The sequence below is a fragment of the Deinococcus sonorensis KR-87 genome, from assembly GCF_040256395.1.
Lineage (GTDB): Bacteria > Deinococcota > Deinococci > Deinococcales > Deinococcaceae > Deinococcus > Deinococcus sonorensis.
Map to the genome: position 1 here is coordinate 519,274 of NZ_CP158299.1, position 17,118 is coordinate 536,391.

Below are 17,118 nucleotides of genomic sequence, written 5' to 3' on the forward strand. Positions count from 1 at the left end.
CGTCTCTGTCTCGTCACTGCGCTCGTGTTCCTGCTCAGCACGCTGCTGCCCGCTCCGGTGGTGGCGGTGGGGCAGCTGGCCCCAGCGGGAAGCCATGCCACCGCTCGGCTGCATGGTGTGGCGGTCACCCCACACCCGCCCACCAGGGCGGTCAACTACCTGATCGCGGGCGTGGCCCCCGACTACCGCGCTCCAGGAGTGCGCGCGCCCGAGCACTTCCGGGGCAACACGGACAGCCTGCTGCTGCTGCAACTCGACCCGGTGTCCAACACGGTGCGGACCCTGAGCCTGCCGCGCGACACCCGCGTGTGGCTGCCGGGCTTCGGCTGGGGGAAGCTCAACTCCGCCCTACCCAGACTCGGCCCGGACGGGATGGTCCGCACCGTCGAACGCCTGACCGGCCTCCACCTTCAGGCGTATGTGCTGGTCAATCTGGACGGCGTGCGCCACCTGACCGACGCCCTGGGCGGGGTGGACATCTACGTGCCGCAGAACATGACCTACGACGACACGGCCGCCAACTTGCACATTCACCTCACCAAAGGCTGGCGGCACCTGTCGGGCGTGCAGGCCGAGCAGTTCGTGCGCTTCCGGCACGACGCGATGGGCGATATCGGCCGCGCGCAACGGCAGCAGACCTTCGTGAATGCCCTGGCCCGCCGGCTGCTCGCCCCGTCCGGCGCGGCCCGCCTGGGCGTTCTTCCCGGAGTGCTGCAGCGCGACATCCGCACGAACGCCGGGGCCCGCGACCTCAGCGCGGCGCTGGGCATGGCGCTGCATTGGCCACGCGTGGAGACGTTTTTCTTGCCGGGGCGCTTTCTCACCGTGAACCGGGGGAGTTTCTGGGAGATGGACGCCACGGCGGCGCGGCGGACCCTGGCGAACTTTGGAGGTGCGCCCGCGACTGCAGCCGCCCGTGACGTGCGCGCGCTGCGGGTGGCATTGATCAGCTCCGGCGGAACGGCCGCCCAGCTCGCGAGGGTGCAGGAGCGGCTGTGGCAGGCCGGCTACCGGAGGATCTTCGTGAGCCGGCGCGAGGTCCCGCCTGGGCGGGCGAGCGCGGTGCTGTCGAACGCCAGCGCCAGTGAGGCCAGCCGGGTTCGCCGCGATCTCGGATTCGGGGTGGCGCGCGCCTCGGGGCAGGGGTCCGTGTACGCAGACGTCACGGTCTGGGTCGGGTGGGACGCGGTCCCGAGGCCACTGGCGTCACGCGGGAAGGCCCCACCGAAGTGAGGCGAACGCGCACATGGGGACGTCGAGCGGGGCGATGACCCAAATGGGGGACCAAGGCCGCCGGACCCAGACGCGCGTCGGGGCCTTACCTTGACCTCCTGGGGTGGCGTTTCCGCTACCGGCGCGCCTGCTCCATGTCCTTGGGCAGGCTGAAGCCGAAGGTGGCCCCTTCGCCCGGCTGTCCAGCGGCAGACACCTGCCCGCCGTGCTTGGCGATCAGGCGGCGGACGCTCGCGAGGCCCACACCCGAGCCGGTCGCCTCCTGCGCGCTGTGCAGGCGCTGGAAGACGTTGAACAGCCGATCCTGGTAGCGCGGATCGAAGCCCAGCCCGTTGTCCTGCACGAACACGCCCCACCGGCTCCCCTGATCCTCGGCGTACACCCGGATGATGGCCGGATCGCGGGAGCGGGTGAATTTCAGGGCGTTCTCGGTCAGCTGGGTCAGCACCTGCTTCATGGCGTCCGCGTCCGCACACACGGTCGGCAGCGGCGCCACCTCCCAGCGGATGTGGCGGGTCAGTAGGTCCGGCATCAGCGTGTCCTTGATCTGCGCCACGACCGTGTTCAGATCGACCATGCCCAGGCGCAGCGGCTGCTGGGTGGCCTGCGACAGGTTGAGCAGCGCGTCGATCAATGTGTTCATCTGCCCGCCGGCCTGCTCCACCACGTCCAGGTAGCGGGCGCTGCGGGCGTCCAACTTGCCGTCCAGCGCTTTTCTCGCCAGTTCCAGAAAGCCGATCATGTGCCGCACCGGCGTGCGCAGGTCGTGTGTGACCGAGTAGGAGAACGCCTGCAGTTCCTCGGTGGCGACCGAGAGCTCCTGGGTGCGGGCCGCGAGCGCGTCGCGCTGCTCGCGCAGCGTCTGGGCCTGCCGGGCCCGCTCCAGCGCCAGATCGAGGCTGCGGCCGACTGCCCGGAAGATGCCTTTGTCCCGCTCCGACCACGTCGCCGAGGCGCCCGACCCCATCACCAGGACGTTGTGCAGCTCGCCGCTTCGAAAGAATGGATACCCCGCGACCGCCAGGAAATGCACCGACTCCAGGATCCACTCGCCGGCGGCATCCCAGTGGTCGATGAACGCGACCTGATGGTCCCGCAGGATCAGGGCGAGGTTCGACCGCCGGAGCGGAAAGCCCTCCTGCAGCCGCGACAGCAGCGCCGGGTCGTAGCCGGGGTTCCACGCCGTCGCCCGGTACAGATCGCCGTCGAGTTCCAGGTAGGCGACGTCCACCTCGCACGTTTCCTGCAGCAGGGCGATGGCCTCGCGCACCAGCACATCGACGTCGAGCTCACTGCCGACCTGCTGCGTGAAGCGGGTGAACGCTTCCAGCGCCACCCGTTCCTCGTCGAGCGTCCGGGTCTGGGCAGCGCGCTCCAGCGCCAGTTCGAGGCTCTGAACGGCGGTGCCGAGCAGCACCCGGTCCACGCTCGACCACGTCCGCTGGCGCAACAACCCGAAAGCCAGCACGCCCACCGTCCGGCCGCCGGTTCGGATCGGCAGGGTGGCCGAGGCGGCGATGTGCCCTGTGAGCGGGGCGAGCTGGTCGGTGCGCTGGGCGTGCACGTTCTGGAAGTACGGTTGCCCGGTGGTCCAGGGCACCAGCAGGCTGTGCGTCTCGGCGTACGGCAGACCGGCGTCGATCTGAATCTGCAGCTCGGGGGACTGCAGGTCGCCGGACTGCACCCGGCAGACCCAGCGGTCCCCCTGGGGTTCGAAGTACATGGCCGCCCCGTCGGTCAGCATCGACATGACGACCTCCTGGGCCCGCTGGATCAGCAGCAGCGGATCGCTGGTCAGCGCCAGGTCCCGCGTCAAGGCCGCGAAGGCCTCGAGCGCGCGGGTCCGGGCCTGCAGCTCCGCGTTCTGCCGCAGCAGGCGCCGGGCGGTCTGGGTGCGTTCCAGCGCCAGGCTCAGGCTCCGGCCGACCGCCCGGACGATCCCGCGGTCCGCTTCACTCCAGCGGGGGGTGTCCCGGAGCCCCACGGCCAGCAGGGAGTGCAGCTCCCCGTTCACCAGCAGCGGGTAGCCGGCGGCGGACGCGTACGCCTCACTCGGGCTGATCTGCTCCTCCTCAGGGTTCCAGCCGTCGATGAAGACCGGCTGACGGCCCTCGAGCACCCGAGCGATCAGCGGCGTTTCGGCCGGCAGGCCCGCGGTGATCACGGCGGTCAGCTCCGGCGTCATGTCCTCGCTCCAGACCTGGGCTTTCCAGAGCTCGCCTTCCTGCACGTAGTGGCCGACGCTCGCGCCGGGAAAGCGGCCCTGCAGCACCGCGATGGCCTGACGCACCAGCACCGGCAGGTCGATTTCGCTGCCGACGGCCTCGGTCAGGGCCATGAAGGCGTCCTGGGCGCGGGCGTCCACCGGGGGCGGCTCGGGGCGTTCGTCCGGGACGCCCGTATTCAGCGAACGCCGCCTTATCCGGTCCAGGGCGACGGTCCCGTGCACGGCCAGGGTGTCCAGGAAGGCGCGTTCCTCGGCGGTGAAGGGCCGCGCTTCCCGGAACGCCAGCACCACGCTGCCGAGCAGCCGGCCGGCCAGGACCATCGGAACCGCCGCGACCGCACCGGCCCGCTGCTCCAGGTACAGCGCCTGATGCGTCCGCAGCACCTCCGCGGCCGGCTCCTGGGCGTCCAGCGGGCCGTCCTGCCAGACCGCCAGTGGCTCAGCCGGGTTCGGCCGCTGGAGCTCCGCCGCCACCCGCAGGACCTGGGCGTCTTCGTCGACCAGCAGGACGGCACCGGAAGTCGCCGCCAGGGCCCGCACGGCCGCGTCGAGCACCGCGTCCAGGACCTCCACCTGCGTTCGCGCGGCCGCGAGTGCCTGTGTGACGTCCTGAAGCTGCACCTCCAGGGCAGTTTCCGGACCGGAGGACGCAGCGGGCAGGGAGGACATGCTTCAAGATACGCTGCCCCCTCGCAGGTTCGCGGTGAAGCAGGCAACGCAATGTCACCAGGATGCTGGATGGAGGACGCGTGAGGAGACCCGGCTCGAGAGGATGACTCGGTGCCGAACCCGGTTCAGCAGCTGCGGGCCGGGGACGTCCAGGACCGCAAGCCAGCCTGGAGGCCTGCGCCCGGTACAGCTGCCGACGAGGCTCGCTTGACACCCCAAGAACATGTAGTCATACTGATTACAAGCGGAAGGGAGGCCGCACCCGTGAGAAGCCAATACGCCGTCGCCATCCACATCCTGTCCATGATCGCGCTGAATCCCCAACGAACCTTCAGTTCGGAGGACCTCGCGAGCAGTGTGGGCACGCATGCGGTCGTGATCCGCAGCATTGTCAAGCTGCTGCGCGCCGCCGGCCTGGTGGAGACGCACCAGGGCGTCGCTGGCATCCACCTCACGCACAAGCCGGAAGAGCTCACGCTGCTCCAGGTGTACCGCGCGGTCGATGCGCCGGAATCGGTGTTCAGGCTGCACGAGCGGCCCAACCCCCAGTGCTCGGTCGGTGGGAACATTCTGGACACGTTGGGATCCGTCTTCGGCGGGGCGCAAGAGGTGTTGGATGATTACCTGGCGAAGGTCACCCTTGCAGACGTGATGTCGGATCTCGCTCGACGTATCGGCTGATTTTTTTTACGTAACATGTAGTTATATCGGTTACATGTTCTCCGTCTGTAGTCGTACCCGCTGGATGATCCGGTCTGCCGTCCAGCCGAAGTGAACGAGACCCCGTTACTGAACGGTCCCCTCGCCGTCCCCCAGGTCAACATCGATGACCTCACCCCTGACGGACTGAGGCGACGCCCATCACCGGTGGCCCCCCATCCAGGAGCACGGACCACCCGTGCTTCCAGGTGCGGCCATCCCCACCCCCAGCAGGAACAACAGGAGACACACGATGAATATTGACCTCACGGGCCGGAAGGCCATCGTCACGGGATCAACCGCCGGCATCGGCCGGGCCACCGCCGAAGGGCTGGCACGGGCTGGCGCGTCCGTCGTCATCAACGGGCGCAGCGCCGAACGGGTCAACGCGGTGGTGCAAGAGATGCAGCTGGCCTTTCCCGGACGTGACATCAGCGGCGTGGTCGCCAACCTCACGACCGCCGAGGGCGCTGAAGCGCTCTTCGCGCAGGCGCCAGACGCGGACATCCTCGTCAACAACGTGGGCAACGCGTACATGCGGGACTACCAGGGCATCGAGGACATCGCCAGGATTCCTGACGAGGACTGGCTCAGCCTGTTTCAGCTCAACGTGATGAGCGGCGTGCGCGCCTCCCGCCACTACCTGCCGCGGATGGTCGCCCGAGGCTGGGGCCGGGTGGTGTTCGTCAGCAGCGAATCCGCGGTCAATATTCCCAAGGAGCTGCTCGACTATGGCGTGACCAAGACCGCGCAGCTAGCCGTTTCACGGGGCCTCGCCGAGGCGGTGGCGGGCAGCGGGGTCACCGTCAACGCGGTGCTGCCCGGCCCGACGAGGTCCGAGGCGCTGGGCAGCTTGATGGCGCAGCAGGCCGAAGCGCAGGGGACCACGCAGGAGGAAGCCGAGCAGGCCTTCCTCAAGGCGCTTCGCCCGACCAGCCTGATTCAGCGGTTCGCGACGCCAGACGAGATCGCCAACATGATCGTGTACGTCAGTTCGGACCAGGCCTCGGCCACCACCGGCGCGGCGCTCCGCGTGGACGGCGGCGTCGTGCGCTACGTCGCCTGATCGAGCGCCATGCCCCCGCTGCAGGCCCTGCACCTCAGAGCGGCACCTGTGCTCTCAACTCGGTGACGTGGGGGCGGCGTCCTGCCGCCCCTTTCCCCAGCGGACACGTCGCGATTGTTCCGCGGTGGCCAGGACACCAGGGAGTCTGAAACGCATCCCAGACGGCATCCAGACCCCAACGTACAGCCTGATCCAGCTGCCGCCCGTCTTGGCCTAAGTCCTGAGGAGACGACCTCCTCGAACTGGGGTTCCCGTCCACCTGCGCGGGGTCGCGCTGAGGCGCAAGGGAACCACGAGGGCCTGCCGCCTGTCGGAAATCACGGTCTTGACCGCCCCTTCCCCATGAGTTTTGGCCGTGTCTGGACCGGGCCGGTGGCTTACAGTAGGGCATGACCATCAACACCGAAACCGACCTGCAGGGCATGCAGCGCGCAGGCCGGGTCGTGGCCGAGACGCTCCGCACCCTGAAAGCGGCCATCCGTCCGGGCGTGACGCCCGCCGAGCTCGATGCCCTCGCCGGAACGGTCTTCAAGCACCACGGAGCCCGGTCCGCACCGCGCATGACCTACGACGCCCCCGTCAATGTCTTCATCAGCGTGAACGACGACATCGTCCACGGGCTGCCCACCGCCCGGCCACTGGCGGCCGGCGACGTGGTGAGCATCGACGTCACGCCGTTCGTGGACGGGTACATCGCCGACGCCGCGGTGACGGTGGCGGTTCCCCCGGCCTCCCCGGTGGTGATGCGGTTGATCGAGTGCACCGAGGCGGCGTTCCAGGCGGGGATGACGGCGGCCACGGCCGGCCAGCCGGTCCATGCGATCGGCCGGGCCGTTGAGCAGGAGGTGCGGCGCCGCGGCTTCACGGTGCTGCGGGAACTCTTCGGGCACGGGGTCGGCCGGGCCATTCACGAGGAGCCGAACGTGCCGAACTACTTCCGGCCAGAGGACCGGAAGCGGCTGCACGAGGGCCTGGTGATCGCGGTCGAACCGATGGTCTCCACCGGGCGCTCACCTCGGGTGAGGACGCGGCGGGACGGCTGGACGCTGAGCACCACCGATGGGGGCCTGGCGGCCCATTTCGAGCATACCGTCATGATCACCAGGGAAAAACCGCTGATCCTGACGGCCTGAACGCTCAACGCCGAGGCAGACCCGTCAGGTGCCCCACGGCTGGAGCACTTCGGGGAGCGAGCCGGTGCCACTCGAGTGGCACCGGCTCGTCGTTCCTCCCGTTCACGTCCGTGACGTCACAGGCAGAACGCACCATGAACGGCCCTCGGCATCCACCCCAGGCGCGACCGAGTCCCTTTGTCTTTCGTGGCTGGGCAGGAGCCGGTGAGGACTGACTCAGTGGGTGGGGCCGGGTGGGGTGTGGACTCGGCTACGCCCCGGACCCTCCGCAGGGCGCACGTTCTTTCCTCGGTGTCCTCCGCAGACTGCCGAAAGGACACCCACAGGAGCGGTGCGTCCTTGTCAAAGGCGCTGCCGGTCAGCTTCACTCTGCTCTGAGTGTAATAGTTGCACCACTTACGTTCAGGGACTATTCTGCTCTGGAACCCCACACTCGCCGGCAGGAGCCTGTGCAGCTCCATCCGCAAGGAGAAGCCCCATGAACCTTCTGCTCACCTCTGCTGGAATCAAGAACCCGACGATCCACGACGCGCTGGTGGAGCTCCTGGGCAAGCCGATCCGGGACGCCAACGCCCTGTGTATCCCCACCGCGGGGTACGGACATCCCCAGACCAATCCCAGCCACGCCTGGCGCTTTATCAGTGGCCAGGAACCCCGGTGCCCGATGACCGAACTGGGATGGAACTCCGTGGGCGTCCTCGAGCTCACGGCGCTGCCCAGCATCGATCGGGCGCGCTGGGTGCCCTGGGTCCAGCAGACCGACGTCCTGCTGGTGAACGGCGGCGACGCCATGTACCTGCACCACTGGATACGAGAATCGGGGTTGGCGGAGCTCTTCCCGTCGCTGCGCGAGACCGTCTGGGTGGGCCTGAGCGCAGGGAGCATGGTGATGACGCCCCGCATCGGCGAGGACTTCGTGAATTGGACGCCGCCTAGCGGGAGCGATGAAACGCTGGGCCTGGTCGATTTCTCGATCTTCCCGCATCTGGACCACCCGGATCTGCCGTGGAACACCCTGCACAACGCAGAACGCTGGGCCGCCGGGCTCTCGGGGCCGGCGTACGCGATCGACGATGAGACGGCCATCAAAGTGACGGATGGGAAGGTCGAGGTGGTGTCCGAAGGCCACTGGAAACTCCTGCGGTCCTGATGCCTGGCGCTGCCGGGTGAGTGGGGCGGTTCGCCCTGTCCGCCGGTGATGCTGTTCCGAAGGCTGATGCCTTCACACGGCCGGGCGTCCTGCCCTCACACAGCGCACCGGTACCGTGATCGTCCGCCGGAGCCCGTCCCTTCAGCCCCGGCTCGCTTGACAGCACCGGGTGGGTCCGGCATGATGAACCAACACAAGGCAAACGTTGTCCCATCGTCTGAATGGGAAAGGATTGATGTCTCCGTCAAGGGGGTGAAATCAATGTCGCGGGCCCGGACGCCGGTCAAGCCGGCCACCATCAAGGACGTTGCGCGCGTGGCTGGGGTGTCGTTTTCTACCGTGTCGCGCGTCGTCAACAACTCGAAGCCGGTGGACGAACCCACCCGCCTGCGGGTGATGCAGGCGATCGAGGAACTGCGGTACGTGCCGAACACCCTCGCCCGCGGCCTTCAGACCCGGCAATCCCGCTGTCTGGGGGTGATGCTGCCGGAGATCGGCAGTTCCGGCGCCGCGCAGATCCTGGAGGGCGCCGAATCCTACGCCCGCGAGGCCGGCTACACCCTGCTGCTCATGACGACCGCGGCGGACACCTCACGGGAAATCGAATGCTTCTCGATCATGCGTCAGCAGCAGATCGACGGGGTGCTGTGGGCCGCCGCGACGTACACGGACGCGCACCGGGCGTGGCGCGAGCATCATGCCCTGCCGACCGTCGTGTTCGCGCAGAACTTCTCCAGCGACGGCCTGCCGAGCGTGCTGGTCGACAACTACCACGCGGCCTACGACGCGACCGACCACCTGATCGGCAACGGGCACCGCCGCATCGCGATGATCACCGGCGACCTGAACGACCGTGCCGTGGGCCTGGACCGCTTCCGCGGCTTTCAGGACGCCCTCGCGGCGCACGGCATCCGGCCTGACCCGGACCTGGTGGTGCACGGGGACGTCTCTCCGCACGGGCGGGACACCGCCTCCGAGGGCAGCGGCTATCAGGCGATGGCGCACCTGCTCCCGCACCGGCCTACGGCCGTGCTGGCCGCGTCGGACAACCTGGCGATCGGCGCGATGCAGTTCATCCTGGAGCAGGGGCTCTCGATTCCGGGAGACGTGTCCGTGATGGGCTTCGACGACCTGGACATCGCGGCTCACCCGATGCTGCGGCTCTCGACCGTGGCCTTCGACTTCTACGAGCTCGGCGTGCTCGCCGCCCGCACGCTGATCGACGCGCTGCAGGGAGCCGAGGTCCCGGCCGTGCAGTTGTACCCGTATCGTCTGGTTCTCCGCGACACCGTGCGCAGACTCTGAATTTTTTTCCCGCTTGGGCAAACGTTTGCCAAGGAAAGGACGGCGTATGCGCCCACCACCGGACCGCTGATACTCCCGCTCAGGCCCGCTGCCCCAGACCCCATCCACCCCCCGGAGGAAGTCGATGAACACCCCCAAGCGCACCCCGCGTCCCGCCCCCGCCGCCCCGCTGCTGACCCTGGCGCTGCTCCTGAGCGCCCCCGCCGCGTCGGCCGCCACCCCGCCCGGCGGCACCCTGACGGTCGCCATCAGCGCCGCCCCCGCCTCTCTCGACCCGTCCAGCGGCGAAGCGTCCAACGAGTACTACTACACGCCCGCGTACGACTCGCTGATCAAGTTCGACTACGACGCCAAGTACAAGCCGGGCCTCGCCACCGCCTGGAGTTGGGTGGGCAAGGACTTCAAGGTGCTGGACCTCACCCTGCGCCCCGGCGTGAAGTTCAGCGACGGGAGCACCTTTGACGCCAAGGCCGTCAAGAGCTGGCTCGACCTGCAGATGAAGAACAAGTCCCCGGTGGCTGTCAACCTGGGCACCAAATCCGTCCAGGTCACCGGGCCGCTCAAGGTGCGGCTGACCATGACCGACCCGAACCCGCTGGCGCTGCTGTTCCTGTCGCGCACCTGGCTGTCCGGCGTGATTCCCTGTCCCAAAGCCTCCGCCAACCCCGCCCTGCTGAAAGCCGCCACCTGCGGCACCGGCCCGTACGTCCTGGACGCCAAGCAGACCGTCACCGGCGACACCTACACCTACGTCCCCAACCCCAACTACTGGGATCCGGCCAAGGTGCAGTGGAACAAGCTGGTCCTGAAGGTCGTCACCAACCCGCAGGCCGCCCTGGACGCCGTCCGCGCCGGTCAGGCGCAGGTCGCCTGGCCCGCCCAGGCCTCCTTGATCCAATCGGCGGTCGGCGCCGGCCTCAAGAGCGCCGGCGTCCCGCAGAACATCCTCGGCCTCGACTTCCTCGACAAGAGCGGCAAGATCGTCCCGGCGCTCAAGGACGTCCGCGTCCGCCAGGCGCTGAACTACGCCCTCGACCGCAAAGCCCTCGCGACCGCACTCGGCGGCGGGCAGGGCGACCCGATCTCGACGCAGTTCCTGAAGGGCGCCGACGGCTACGACGCGTCCCTCGACAACGCCTACCCCTACGACGTCGCCAAAGCCAAGCAGCTGCTCACCGCCGCCGGCTACCCGCAGGGCTTCGAGCTGACGATCCTGTCCACGCCCATCGCCGGCCTCGACACCCTGGTGCAGGCGATCGTGGGGTACTGGCAGGCCATCGGCGTCAAGGCCAAGATCGACAACAAGACCCAGGGCTCCGACTTCTTCGCTGGCCTCACCTCCGGCAAGTACGCGGTGTCCGCCGCGGCGCTCGGCGCCACCAACCCCACCCTGCTCGCCTGGAACTGCTGCTTCCATCCCGGCGCCGTCTGGAACCCCGACAAGACGCCGGTCCCGCAGTTCGAGGCGCTGATCGACAAGCTGCGCGTCACCGACCCGTCCAAGGCCGCGCCGATCGCGAAGCAGATCAACAGCTTCATGACCAAGAACGCGTGGTTCGTGCCGGTCTACAGCGGCAAGCTCAACTACGTGTACGACCCGAAAAAGGTCACGCTGGCCACCCCGTCCGGCGCGCAGCCGGTCATCGACATCCTGGACGTCAGACCCGTCAAGTAAGCCTCCCCGGCGGCGTGCTCCACCGTGCTCAGCCGCGCGCCGCCCCACAAGGAGCACCCGATGCCGATCGATCCCTTCCTCGAACCCCTCCTGCCGCAGTTCACGGAGCAGCCGGAGATCACCGACCACCCAGCGTGGCGCGCCGAAGTCAACCGGCAGAGCGACCTGCTGTTTGACACCATGGGCGAGCCGGGCCCGGCCGTCCGCGAACGCCAGGCGTTCACACTTCCGGTGGACGGCGGCCACATCGAGGTGTACGTCTATCAGCCGTTCGAACCGGGGCCGCATCCCGCGCACCTGTTCCTGCACGGCGGCGGGTGGTCGCAGGGCACCATCCACGGCCGCTTCATCGACGCCGCCTGCCGCGAGCGCTGCATCGGCGCGCGCTGCGTGGTGGTGTCGGTGGAGTACCGCAAGGCACCCGAGCATCAGTACCCCACCGGCCTGAACGACGCCGCCGCGGCGCTGCACTGGCTGGTCGAGCACGCCGGGGCTCTGGGGGTGGACCCCAGCCGGATCACCGTCGGCGGGCAGTCGGCCGGCGCGAACCTCGCCGCCGCCCTCACGCTCAAGCTCCGCGACGAGGGCGGACCCGCTCTGACGTTCCAGCTGCTGGAAGTGCCGGCACTGGACCTGACGTTCCGTCAGCCGTCCTGCCACACGCTCGGAGAGGGGTACGGCCTGACGTTCCACACCCTGGAACTGTGCCGGCGCGACTACCTCACGGCCGAAGCCCTGGCGAGCGAGCCGTACGTCTCCCCGCTGCTGGCCGACGACCTGACCCGGCTGCCGGCCGCCCACATCATGATCGCTGAATACGACCCGCTGCGAGACGACGGCACCGCCTATGCTGAGCGCCTACGGCAAGCGGGCGTGCCGGTCACGCTCACGCTCGGGGAAGGCCACATCCACGGCTCGTCCGCCTTCACCCGCACGATGCCGTCGGCGCGCGCCTGGCGCGACGAGGTGCTCGCGGTCCTGCGCCGCGCCCACGGCGTCCCCGACCCCGTCCCCGCACTTCAGGACACCTGAGCCGTCCGGGAGCCTCCCATGCTGCGCATCCTCGGCCACCGGCTGCTGCTCTCGATCCCGCTGCTGATCTTCGTCACCGCCCTGACCTTCTTCCTCGTGTCGCTCACCCCCGGCGACCCGGCCGTCGTGATCCTCGGCCAGAACCGCGCCCCCGAGGAATACCAGCGGCTGCGCGAGCAGCTCGGCCTGCTCCAGCCGGTCCCGGTCCAGTACGCCCAGTGGGTCAGCACCCTCGCGCACGGCAGCCTCGGCACCTCCATCTTCAACAACGAGTCGGTCATCGCCAAACTCAACGCCCGCCTCGGCGTCACGTTGTCCCTGGTGCTGCTGACCGCGCTGGTCTCGAGCGTGATCGGCGTCACGCTGGGCATCGCCAGCGCCCTCAAGCGCGGCGCCCTCGCCCGCAGCGTCGACGTGCTGTCGCTGCTCGGCATCGTCCTGCCCAACTTCTGGGTCGCGCTGGTGCTCGTGGCCATCTTCGCCGTTCGCCTGCACTGGCTGCCCGCCATCGGCTACGTGACCCCCGGCACGTCCCTGGGCGGCTGGCTGCGGAGCCTGGTCCTCCCCGTCGCGGTGCTGGCGGGGCCGGCCATCGGGCTGATCGCCCAGCAGACCCGCAACGCCATGCTCGACGTGCTCGAGCGCCCGTTCATCCGCACCCTGCGCGCCGGCGGCGTCCGGCCCGCCTCGCTGATCTACCGCCACGCCCTGCGCAACGCCGGTGTTCCGGTCCTGACCGTGATCGGGCTGGTGTTCATCGCGCTGCTGGGCGGCACCATCATCGCGGAGAACGTCTTCGCCCTCCCCGGCCTGGGCGGCCTGGCGGTGGAAGCCACTGGCCGGCACGACCTCCCGGTGATCCAGGGCATCGTCCTGTACTTCACGGTGATCGTGGTGGTGGTGAACCTGCTGATCGATCTGCTGTACGCCTGGCTCAACCCGAGGATCCGCGTGTGACCCACCTCGCCGCTCCCCCCCTCATCCGACCGCGCCGCTTCCCGCTCCTGCGTGCCCTGCTGCGGCAACCCACCGCCGTCGTTGCGCTGGCGTTCCTGACGCTGATCGTCCTCGCGTCGCTGTTCGCCCGGCAGCTTGCTCCGTATACCCCCGACGCCTTCGACCTGCCGGCCCGCCTCAGCGGCCCCACCGCCCGTCATCTGCTGGGTGCCGACGAGCTGGGCCGGGACATTCTCAGCCGCCTGCTGTACGGCGGCACCAAAGCGCTGCTGGGCATCCTGGAAGCGGTGCTGACCGCCGTGCTGGTCGCCGTGCCGGTCGGCATCCTCGCCGGCTACCTCGGTGGCGCCCTCGACCGCGCCGTGTCGTTCGTCACCGATCTGGTCTTAGCCATCCCCGCGATCATCCTGGTGCTGGTGGTGCTCACGGTCTTCCCCAACAACCTGAACGCGGCGATGATCGCCCTGGGCCTGCTGGTCGCGCCCGGCTTCGCCCGCATCATCCGCGGCGTCACCCTGCCGCTGAAGGAAGCGGACTTTGTGGCCGCCGCGCGCATCGCCGGGGTGTCGGAAGGCACCATCATGGCCCGCCACATCCTGCCGGGCGTGACCCGCACCGCCATCGTGCAGGCGTCCTTCGTGGCCGCGAATGCGCTGCTGTTCGCGGTGGCGCTGGGGTTCCTGGGGCTGACCGCCAGCCCCGGCGAGGCGGAGTGGGGGCAGATCGTCGCGGCGGCCGCGCAGCAGATCAGCACCCAACCGTGGCTGCTCGTGCCGTCGGGCGGGCTGATCGCGCTGATGGCCCTGGCGCTGATGCTGCTCGGCAATGCCCTGCGCGACGCCACCGCCGATGTCGGCAGCGCCGCCGAGGTGGCACGCCCGGCCAGGGGAACGACAGGCTCCACCCCCAATGAGACGAGGGCGCGGACCGCAGCGAGCTCGCCTGCGCGCCCGGCGGATCCGGCCGCCCTGCTGTCGGTGCGGGACCTGAGCGTGGTGTTCGAGCAGCGTGGACAGGAGACGCTGATCGTCGATCACGTCAGCTTCGATGTTCACCCCGGCGAGACGGTCGGGCTGGTCGGCGAGTCCGGAGCGGGCAAAAGCGTGACGGCCCTCGCGGTGCTCCGGCTGCTGGCGAGCGGCGGGCGGATCCGCGGCGGCCAGGTGTGGTTCGAGGGTCAGGACATCACTGGCCTCGACGACCGGGCCTTCGACCGGTTGCGCGGCCGGGCGCTGGGGTTGATTTCCCAGGAGCCGCTGTCCAGCCTGGATCCGGCCTTCACCGTCGGCAGCCAGCTCGGCGAACTGGTCGGCCTCCATGATCGGGTGTCCGGCACCAGGAACCGGGAGCGCTGCCTGGAGCTGCTGCGGCAGGTGCAGATCCGCCAGCCGGAACGCGTGTTGAGTTCCTTCCCGCACGAATTGTCTGGCGGCATGGCCCAGCGCGTCGCGATGGCGATGGCCCTCTCCGGACGGCCCAGATTACTGATCGCGGATGAACCCACCACAGCGCTGGACGTCACGGTGCAGAAGGAGATCCTGGGCCTGCTGCGCCAGCTGCAGGAGGGCACCGGCATGTCGGTGCTGATCGTCACGCACAATTTGGGCGTCGTGGCGGACCTGTGCGACCGCGTCCTTGTGCTGTACGCCGGGCAGGTGTTCGAAGACGCAGCGGTGGATGAGCTGTTCGACCGGCCGCTGAACCCCTACACCCTGGGCCTGCTCGGCGCCAATCCCGCGCACGCCCAGCCGGGGGAACCGCTCACGGTGATCCCTGGGCGCGTGCCGCCCCCAGGCTCCTGGCCCACCCACTGCCGCTTCGCCGCCCGGTGTGCCTTCGCCGCGCCGGAATGCACCGCTGGACCGGTGCCACTCCTGCAACCGGTGAATCAGCACTTCAGTCGCTGCGTCCGCATCGACGAGGTGTTCCCGACAGCTGCGCCGGGTCGGGCACCCCACGCCACGGCCACCACCCCAGCCGCGGGCCACCAGGAGGCCTCATGACCCAGACCGAGCAACTCGGCCGGCCCCTCCCCCTGCTCTCAGTCCGGGACCTGGAGGTGCAGTACCGACGGCGCCGGCGTGACCCGGTGCTCAAGGCCTCCGATCACGTCAGCCTCGACGTCTTCCCTGGCGAAACGGTTGGGGTGGTGGGCGAGTCCGGCTCCGGCAAGTCCACCGTCGCCAAGGCCGCCCTCGGCCTGGCTCCCGTCCACGCCGGTTCCATTTCCCTCGCTGGGCGGGACATCACCCACCTGGGTCCGCGCGGTCGACGTGACCTGAGCCGGATCCTGCAGGTGGTCTTCCAGGACCCCAACGCCTCGCTCAACCCCTACCTCACCGTCGGCCGCTCCCTCAGTGAGCCGCTGGAAGTCCATGGCCTGCGTCCTGGCCCCGAACTGCGCCAGCGGGTGGCGGACGCGCTGGAACGCGTGGGCCTCCCGCCCGAAGCGGCCGCCCGCTACCCCGCGCAGTTCTCCGGCGGGCAGAAGCAGCGCCTGGCGATCGCCCGCGCCTTGATCGTCGACCCGCAGCTGGTGATCTGCGACGAGGCCGTCAGCGCCCTGGACCTCTCGATCCAGGCGCAGATCCTGAACCTGCTGGTCGAGCAGCAGCGCGGCAAGCAGCTGAGCTACCTGTTCATCAGCCACGACATCGAGGTGGTGCGCTACATCTCCGACCGCATCTACGTGCTGTACCTCGGGCAGGTGATGGAGACGGGCCCGGCGAGGGCCGTGACCGGGAATCCGGCGCACCCGTACACCCAGGAGTTGCTGGACGCGGCCCCGGTGGCCAACCCGCGGGTCCAGCGCCAACGGAACACCATGGCGCGCCAGGTGGCGGCCAGCGCTGTCGCCCCTTCCCTCCTGACGACCAGCCAGGGGTGCCCATTTGCGCCGCGCTGTCCGTACGTGATCGACATCTGCCGCGCCGAGCGCCCCCCGCTGGTCCCGACCGACGCGGGCGGCCTCACCGCCTGCCACCGCTATCCCGAATGGCGCGCCCTGCGCCCCACCCCGGAGGTGTTCTCCCATGAATGACGCGCCCTCAACTCCCCTGTCCGTCCGGAACGCCATCGACACCGTCCTCGCTCAGGCTGCCGTGCCGGCCCTCTCCCACACGGCCGACACCTTCAAAACCGGCGATCCGGACGCGCCGCTCACCGGCATCGTCACCACCTTCCTGGCGACGGCCGACGTCATCCGTCAGGCCGCCGATCAGGGCGCCAATCTGATCATCACGCACGAACCCACCTTCTACTCCGCCGAGGACACCGACGACCTCAGCTGGCTCGAAGGGGACCCGGTCTATCAGGCGAAACGCCGCCTGATCGAGGACCACGGCATGGTCATCTGGCGCTTCCACGATTACTGGCACATGATGCGTCCGGACGGCATCGTGACGGGCCTGGCGAACCTGATGGGGTGGACCGTCGACCCGCCGGCGGTCTCCATGCATGACGTGATGCAGATGCAGGCCATGACCGCCGGCAACGGCTGGGACAAGCGGATCGCCGGCGCTGCCACGGGCATCGCCACGATCCCGGAAACGTCCCTGGTGGACCTCGCCCGGCAGCTGAAGGACCGGCTGGGCGCCGCTTCGGTGCGGATGATCGGCCCGGATGACCTGAGCGTCCGCCGGGTGGGCCTGACGTTGGGCGCCCTGCCGGGCAAGATGACCATCGCCACCCTGCAGCGCGACGACGTGGACGTGGTGATCAGCGGAGAAACGCGCGAGTGGGAAACCTGCGAGTTCCTCCGGGACGCCGAGGCCTTCGGCCGGCCGAAAGGCATGCTGGTCGTGGGACACGCCCTCAGCGAGGAGCCGGGCATGGCCTACCTGGCCGAATGGCTGCGTCCCCTCTGTCCTGGCGTGCCGGTCACCCACATCCCCTGCGGTGACCCGTTTCGGACCGTTTGAGCCCAGCAGGGTGGCGGGCCAGAACGCTCCCACCTCGCCCACGCCCTGTTCA

General features: G+C 69.2%; 13 protein-coding genes. 12 read left to right on the forward strand and 1 reads right to left on the reverse strand.

Features of this window, described 5'->3' with window-relative positions; genetic code table 11:
* Window positions 1-24 precede the first annotated feature (24 nt).
* Window positions 25-1,233 (forward strand): LCP family protein, encoded by a 1,209-nt coding sequence (locus tag ABOD76_RS07830; RefSeq protein WP_350244251.1) that lies wholly within the window; start codon window positions 25-27, stop codon window positions 1,231-1,233.
* A gap of 115 nt (window positions 1,234-1,348) precedes the next feature.
* Here the strand turns inward: ABOD76_RS07830 and ABOD76_RS07835 are convergent, their stop codons facing one another.
* A complete protein-coding gene (locus tag ABOD76_RS07835) occupies window positions 1,349-4,129 on the reverse strand; it encodes a GAF domain-containing protein (protein WP_350244252.1) in 2,781 nt (926 codons plus the stop codon).
* 264 nt (window positions 4,130-4,393) lie between these two features.
* Here ABOD76_RS07835 and ABOD76_RS07840 point away from each other — a divergent pair, with 264 nt between their 5' ends.
* The 11 genes from ABOD76_RS07840 to ABOD76_RS07890 all read left to right on the forward strand — a co-directional run bounded on the left by ABOD76_RS07840 (window position 4,394) and on the right by ABOD76_RS07890 (window position 17,066).
* Entirely contained in the window at window positions 4,394-4,810 is a 417-nt protein-coding gene (locus ABOD76_RS07840) for an Rrf2 family transcriptional regulator (protein ID WP_350244253.1), read from the forward strand.
* A 271-nt stretch (window positions 4,811-5,081) separates the two neighbouring features.
* Entirely contained in the window at window positions 5,082-5,894 is an 813-nt protein-coding gene (locus ABOD76_RS07845; RefSeq protein WP_350244254.1) for an SDR family NAD(P)-dependent oxidoreductase, read from the forward strand.
* Between the two features lie 389 nt (window positions 5,895-6,283).
* On the forward strand, window positions 6,284-7,027 hold the full coding sequence (gene map / locus ABOD76_RS07850) for a type I methionyl aminopeptidase (RefSeq protein ID WP_350244255.1): 744 nt from the start codon (window positions 6,284-6,286) through the stop codon (window positions 7,025-7,027).
* Window positions 7,028-7,505: 478 nt separating this feature from the next.
* On the forward strand, window positions 7,506-8,177 hold the full coding sequence (locus tag ABOD76_RS07855) for a Type 1 glutamine amidotransferase-like domain-containing protein (RefSeq protein ID WP_350244256.1): 672 nt from the start codon (window positions 7,506-7,508) through the stop codon (window positions 8,175-8,177).
* 261 nt (window positions 8,178-8,438) lie between these two features.
* Window positions 8,439-9,482, forward strand: a complete 1,044-nt coding sequence (locus ABOD76_RS07860; RefSeq protein WP_350244257.1) for a LacI family DNA-binding transcriptional regulator — start codon at window positions 8,439-8,441, stop codon at window positions 9,480-9,482.
* Between the two features lie 124 nt (window positions 9,483-9,606).
* Entirely contained in the window at window positions 9,607-11,157 is a 1,551-nt protein-coding gene (locus ABOD76_RS07865; protein ID WP_350244258.1) for an ABC transporter substrate-binding protein, read from the forward strand.
* 60 nt (window positions 11,158-11,217) lie between these two features.
* Window positions 11,218-12,189, forward strand: a complete 972-nt coding sequence (locus ABOD76_RS07870) for an alpha/beta hydrolase (protein ID WP_350244259.1) — start codon at window positions 11,218-11,220, stop codon at window positions 12,187-12,189.
* Window positions 12,190-12,207: 18 nt separating this feature from the next.
* Window positions 12,208-13,146 (forward strand): ABC transporter permease, encoded by a 939-nt coding sequence (locus ABOD76_RS07875; protein ID WP_350244260.1) that lies wholly within the window; start codon window positions 12,208-12,210, stop codon window positions 13,144-13,146.
* The gene (locus tag ABOD76_RS07880) at window positions 13,143-15,149 is read left to right on the forward strand and encodes a dipeptide/oligopeptide/nickel ABC transporter permease/ATP-binding protein (RefSeq protein WP_350244261.1); all 2,007 of its coding nucleotides are present in this window, start codon (window positions 13,143-13,145) and stop codon (window positions 15,147-15,149) included. Before ABOD76_RS07875 ends, ABOD76_RS07880 begins: the two co-directional genes overlap by 4 nt.
* Entirely contained in the window at window positions 15,146-16,186 is a 1,041-nt protein-coding gene (locus tag ABOD76_RS07885) for an ABC transporter ATP-binding protein (protein ID WP_350244262.1), read from the forward strand. Before ABOD76_RS07880 ends, ABOD76_RS07885 begins: the two co-directional genes overlap by 4 nt.
* On the forward strand, window positions 16,179-17,066 hold the full coding sequence (locus ABOD76_RS07890; protein ID WP_350244263.1) for a Nif3-like dinuclear metal center hexameric protein: 888 nt from the start codon (window positions 16,179-16,181) through the stop codon (window positions 17,064-17,066). The genes ABOD76_RS07885 and ABOD76_RS07890 overlap by 8 nt, the downstream gene beginning before the upstream one ends.
* Window positions 17,067-17,118 lie beyond the last annotated feature (52 nt).

Bases quoted from the DNA above. Each gene is read 5' to 3' on its own strand.
- ABOD76_RS07835 (WP_350244252.1), bottom strand. From the start codon at position 4,129: ATGTCCTCCCTGCCCGCTGCGTCCTCCGGTCCGGAAACTGCCCTGGAG.
- ABOD76_RS07845 (WP_350244254.1), top strand. From the start codon at position 5,082: ATGAATATTGACCTCACGGGCCGGAAGGCCATCGTCACGGGATCAACC.
- map (WP_350244255.1), top strand. From the start codon at position 6,284: ATGACCATCAACACCGAAACCGACCTGCAGGGCATGCAGCGCGCAGGC.
- ABOD76_RS07855 (WP_350244256.1), top strand. From the start codon at position 7,506: ATGAACCTTCTGCTCACCTCTGCTGGAATCAAGAACCCGACGATCCAC.
- ABOD76_RS07860 (WP_350244257.1), top strand. From the start codon at position 8,439: ATGTCGCGGGCCCGGACGCCGGTCAAGCCGGCCACCATCAAGGACGTT.
- ABOD76_RS07865 (WP_350244258.1), top strand. From the start codon at position 9,607: ATGAACACCCCCAAGCGCACCCCGCGTCCCGCCCCCGCCGCCCCGCTG.
- ABOD76_RS07870 (WP_350244259.1), top strand. From the start codon at position 11,218: ATGCCGATCGATCCCTTCCTCGAACCCCTCCTGCCGCAGTTCACGGAG.
- ABOD76_RS07875 (WP_350244260.1), top strand. From the start codon at position 12,208: ATGCTGCGCATCCTCGGCCACCGGCTGCTGCTCTCGATCCCGCTGCTG.
- ABOD76_RS07885 (WP_350244262.1), top strand. From the start codon at position 15,146: ATGACCCAGACCGAGCAACTCGGCCGGCCCCTCCCCCTGCTCTCAGTC.
- ABOD76_RS07890 (WP_350244263.1), top strand. From the start codon at position 16,179: ATGAATGACGCGCCCTCAACTCCCCTGTCCGTCCGGAACGCCATCGAC.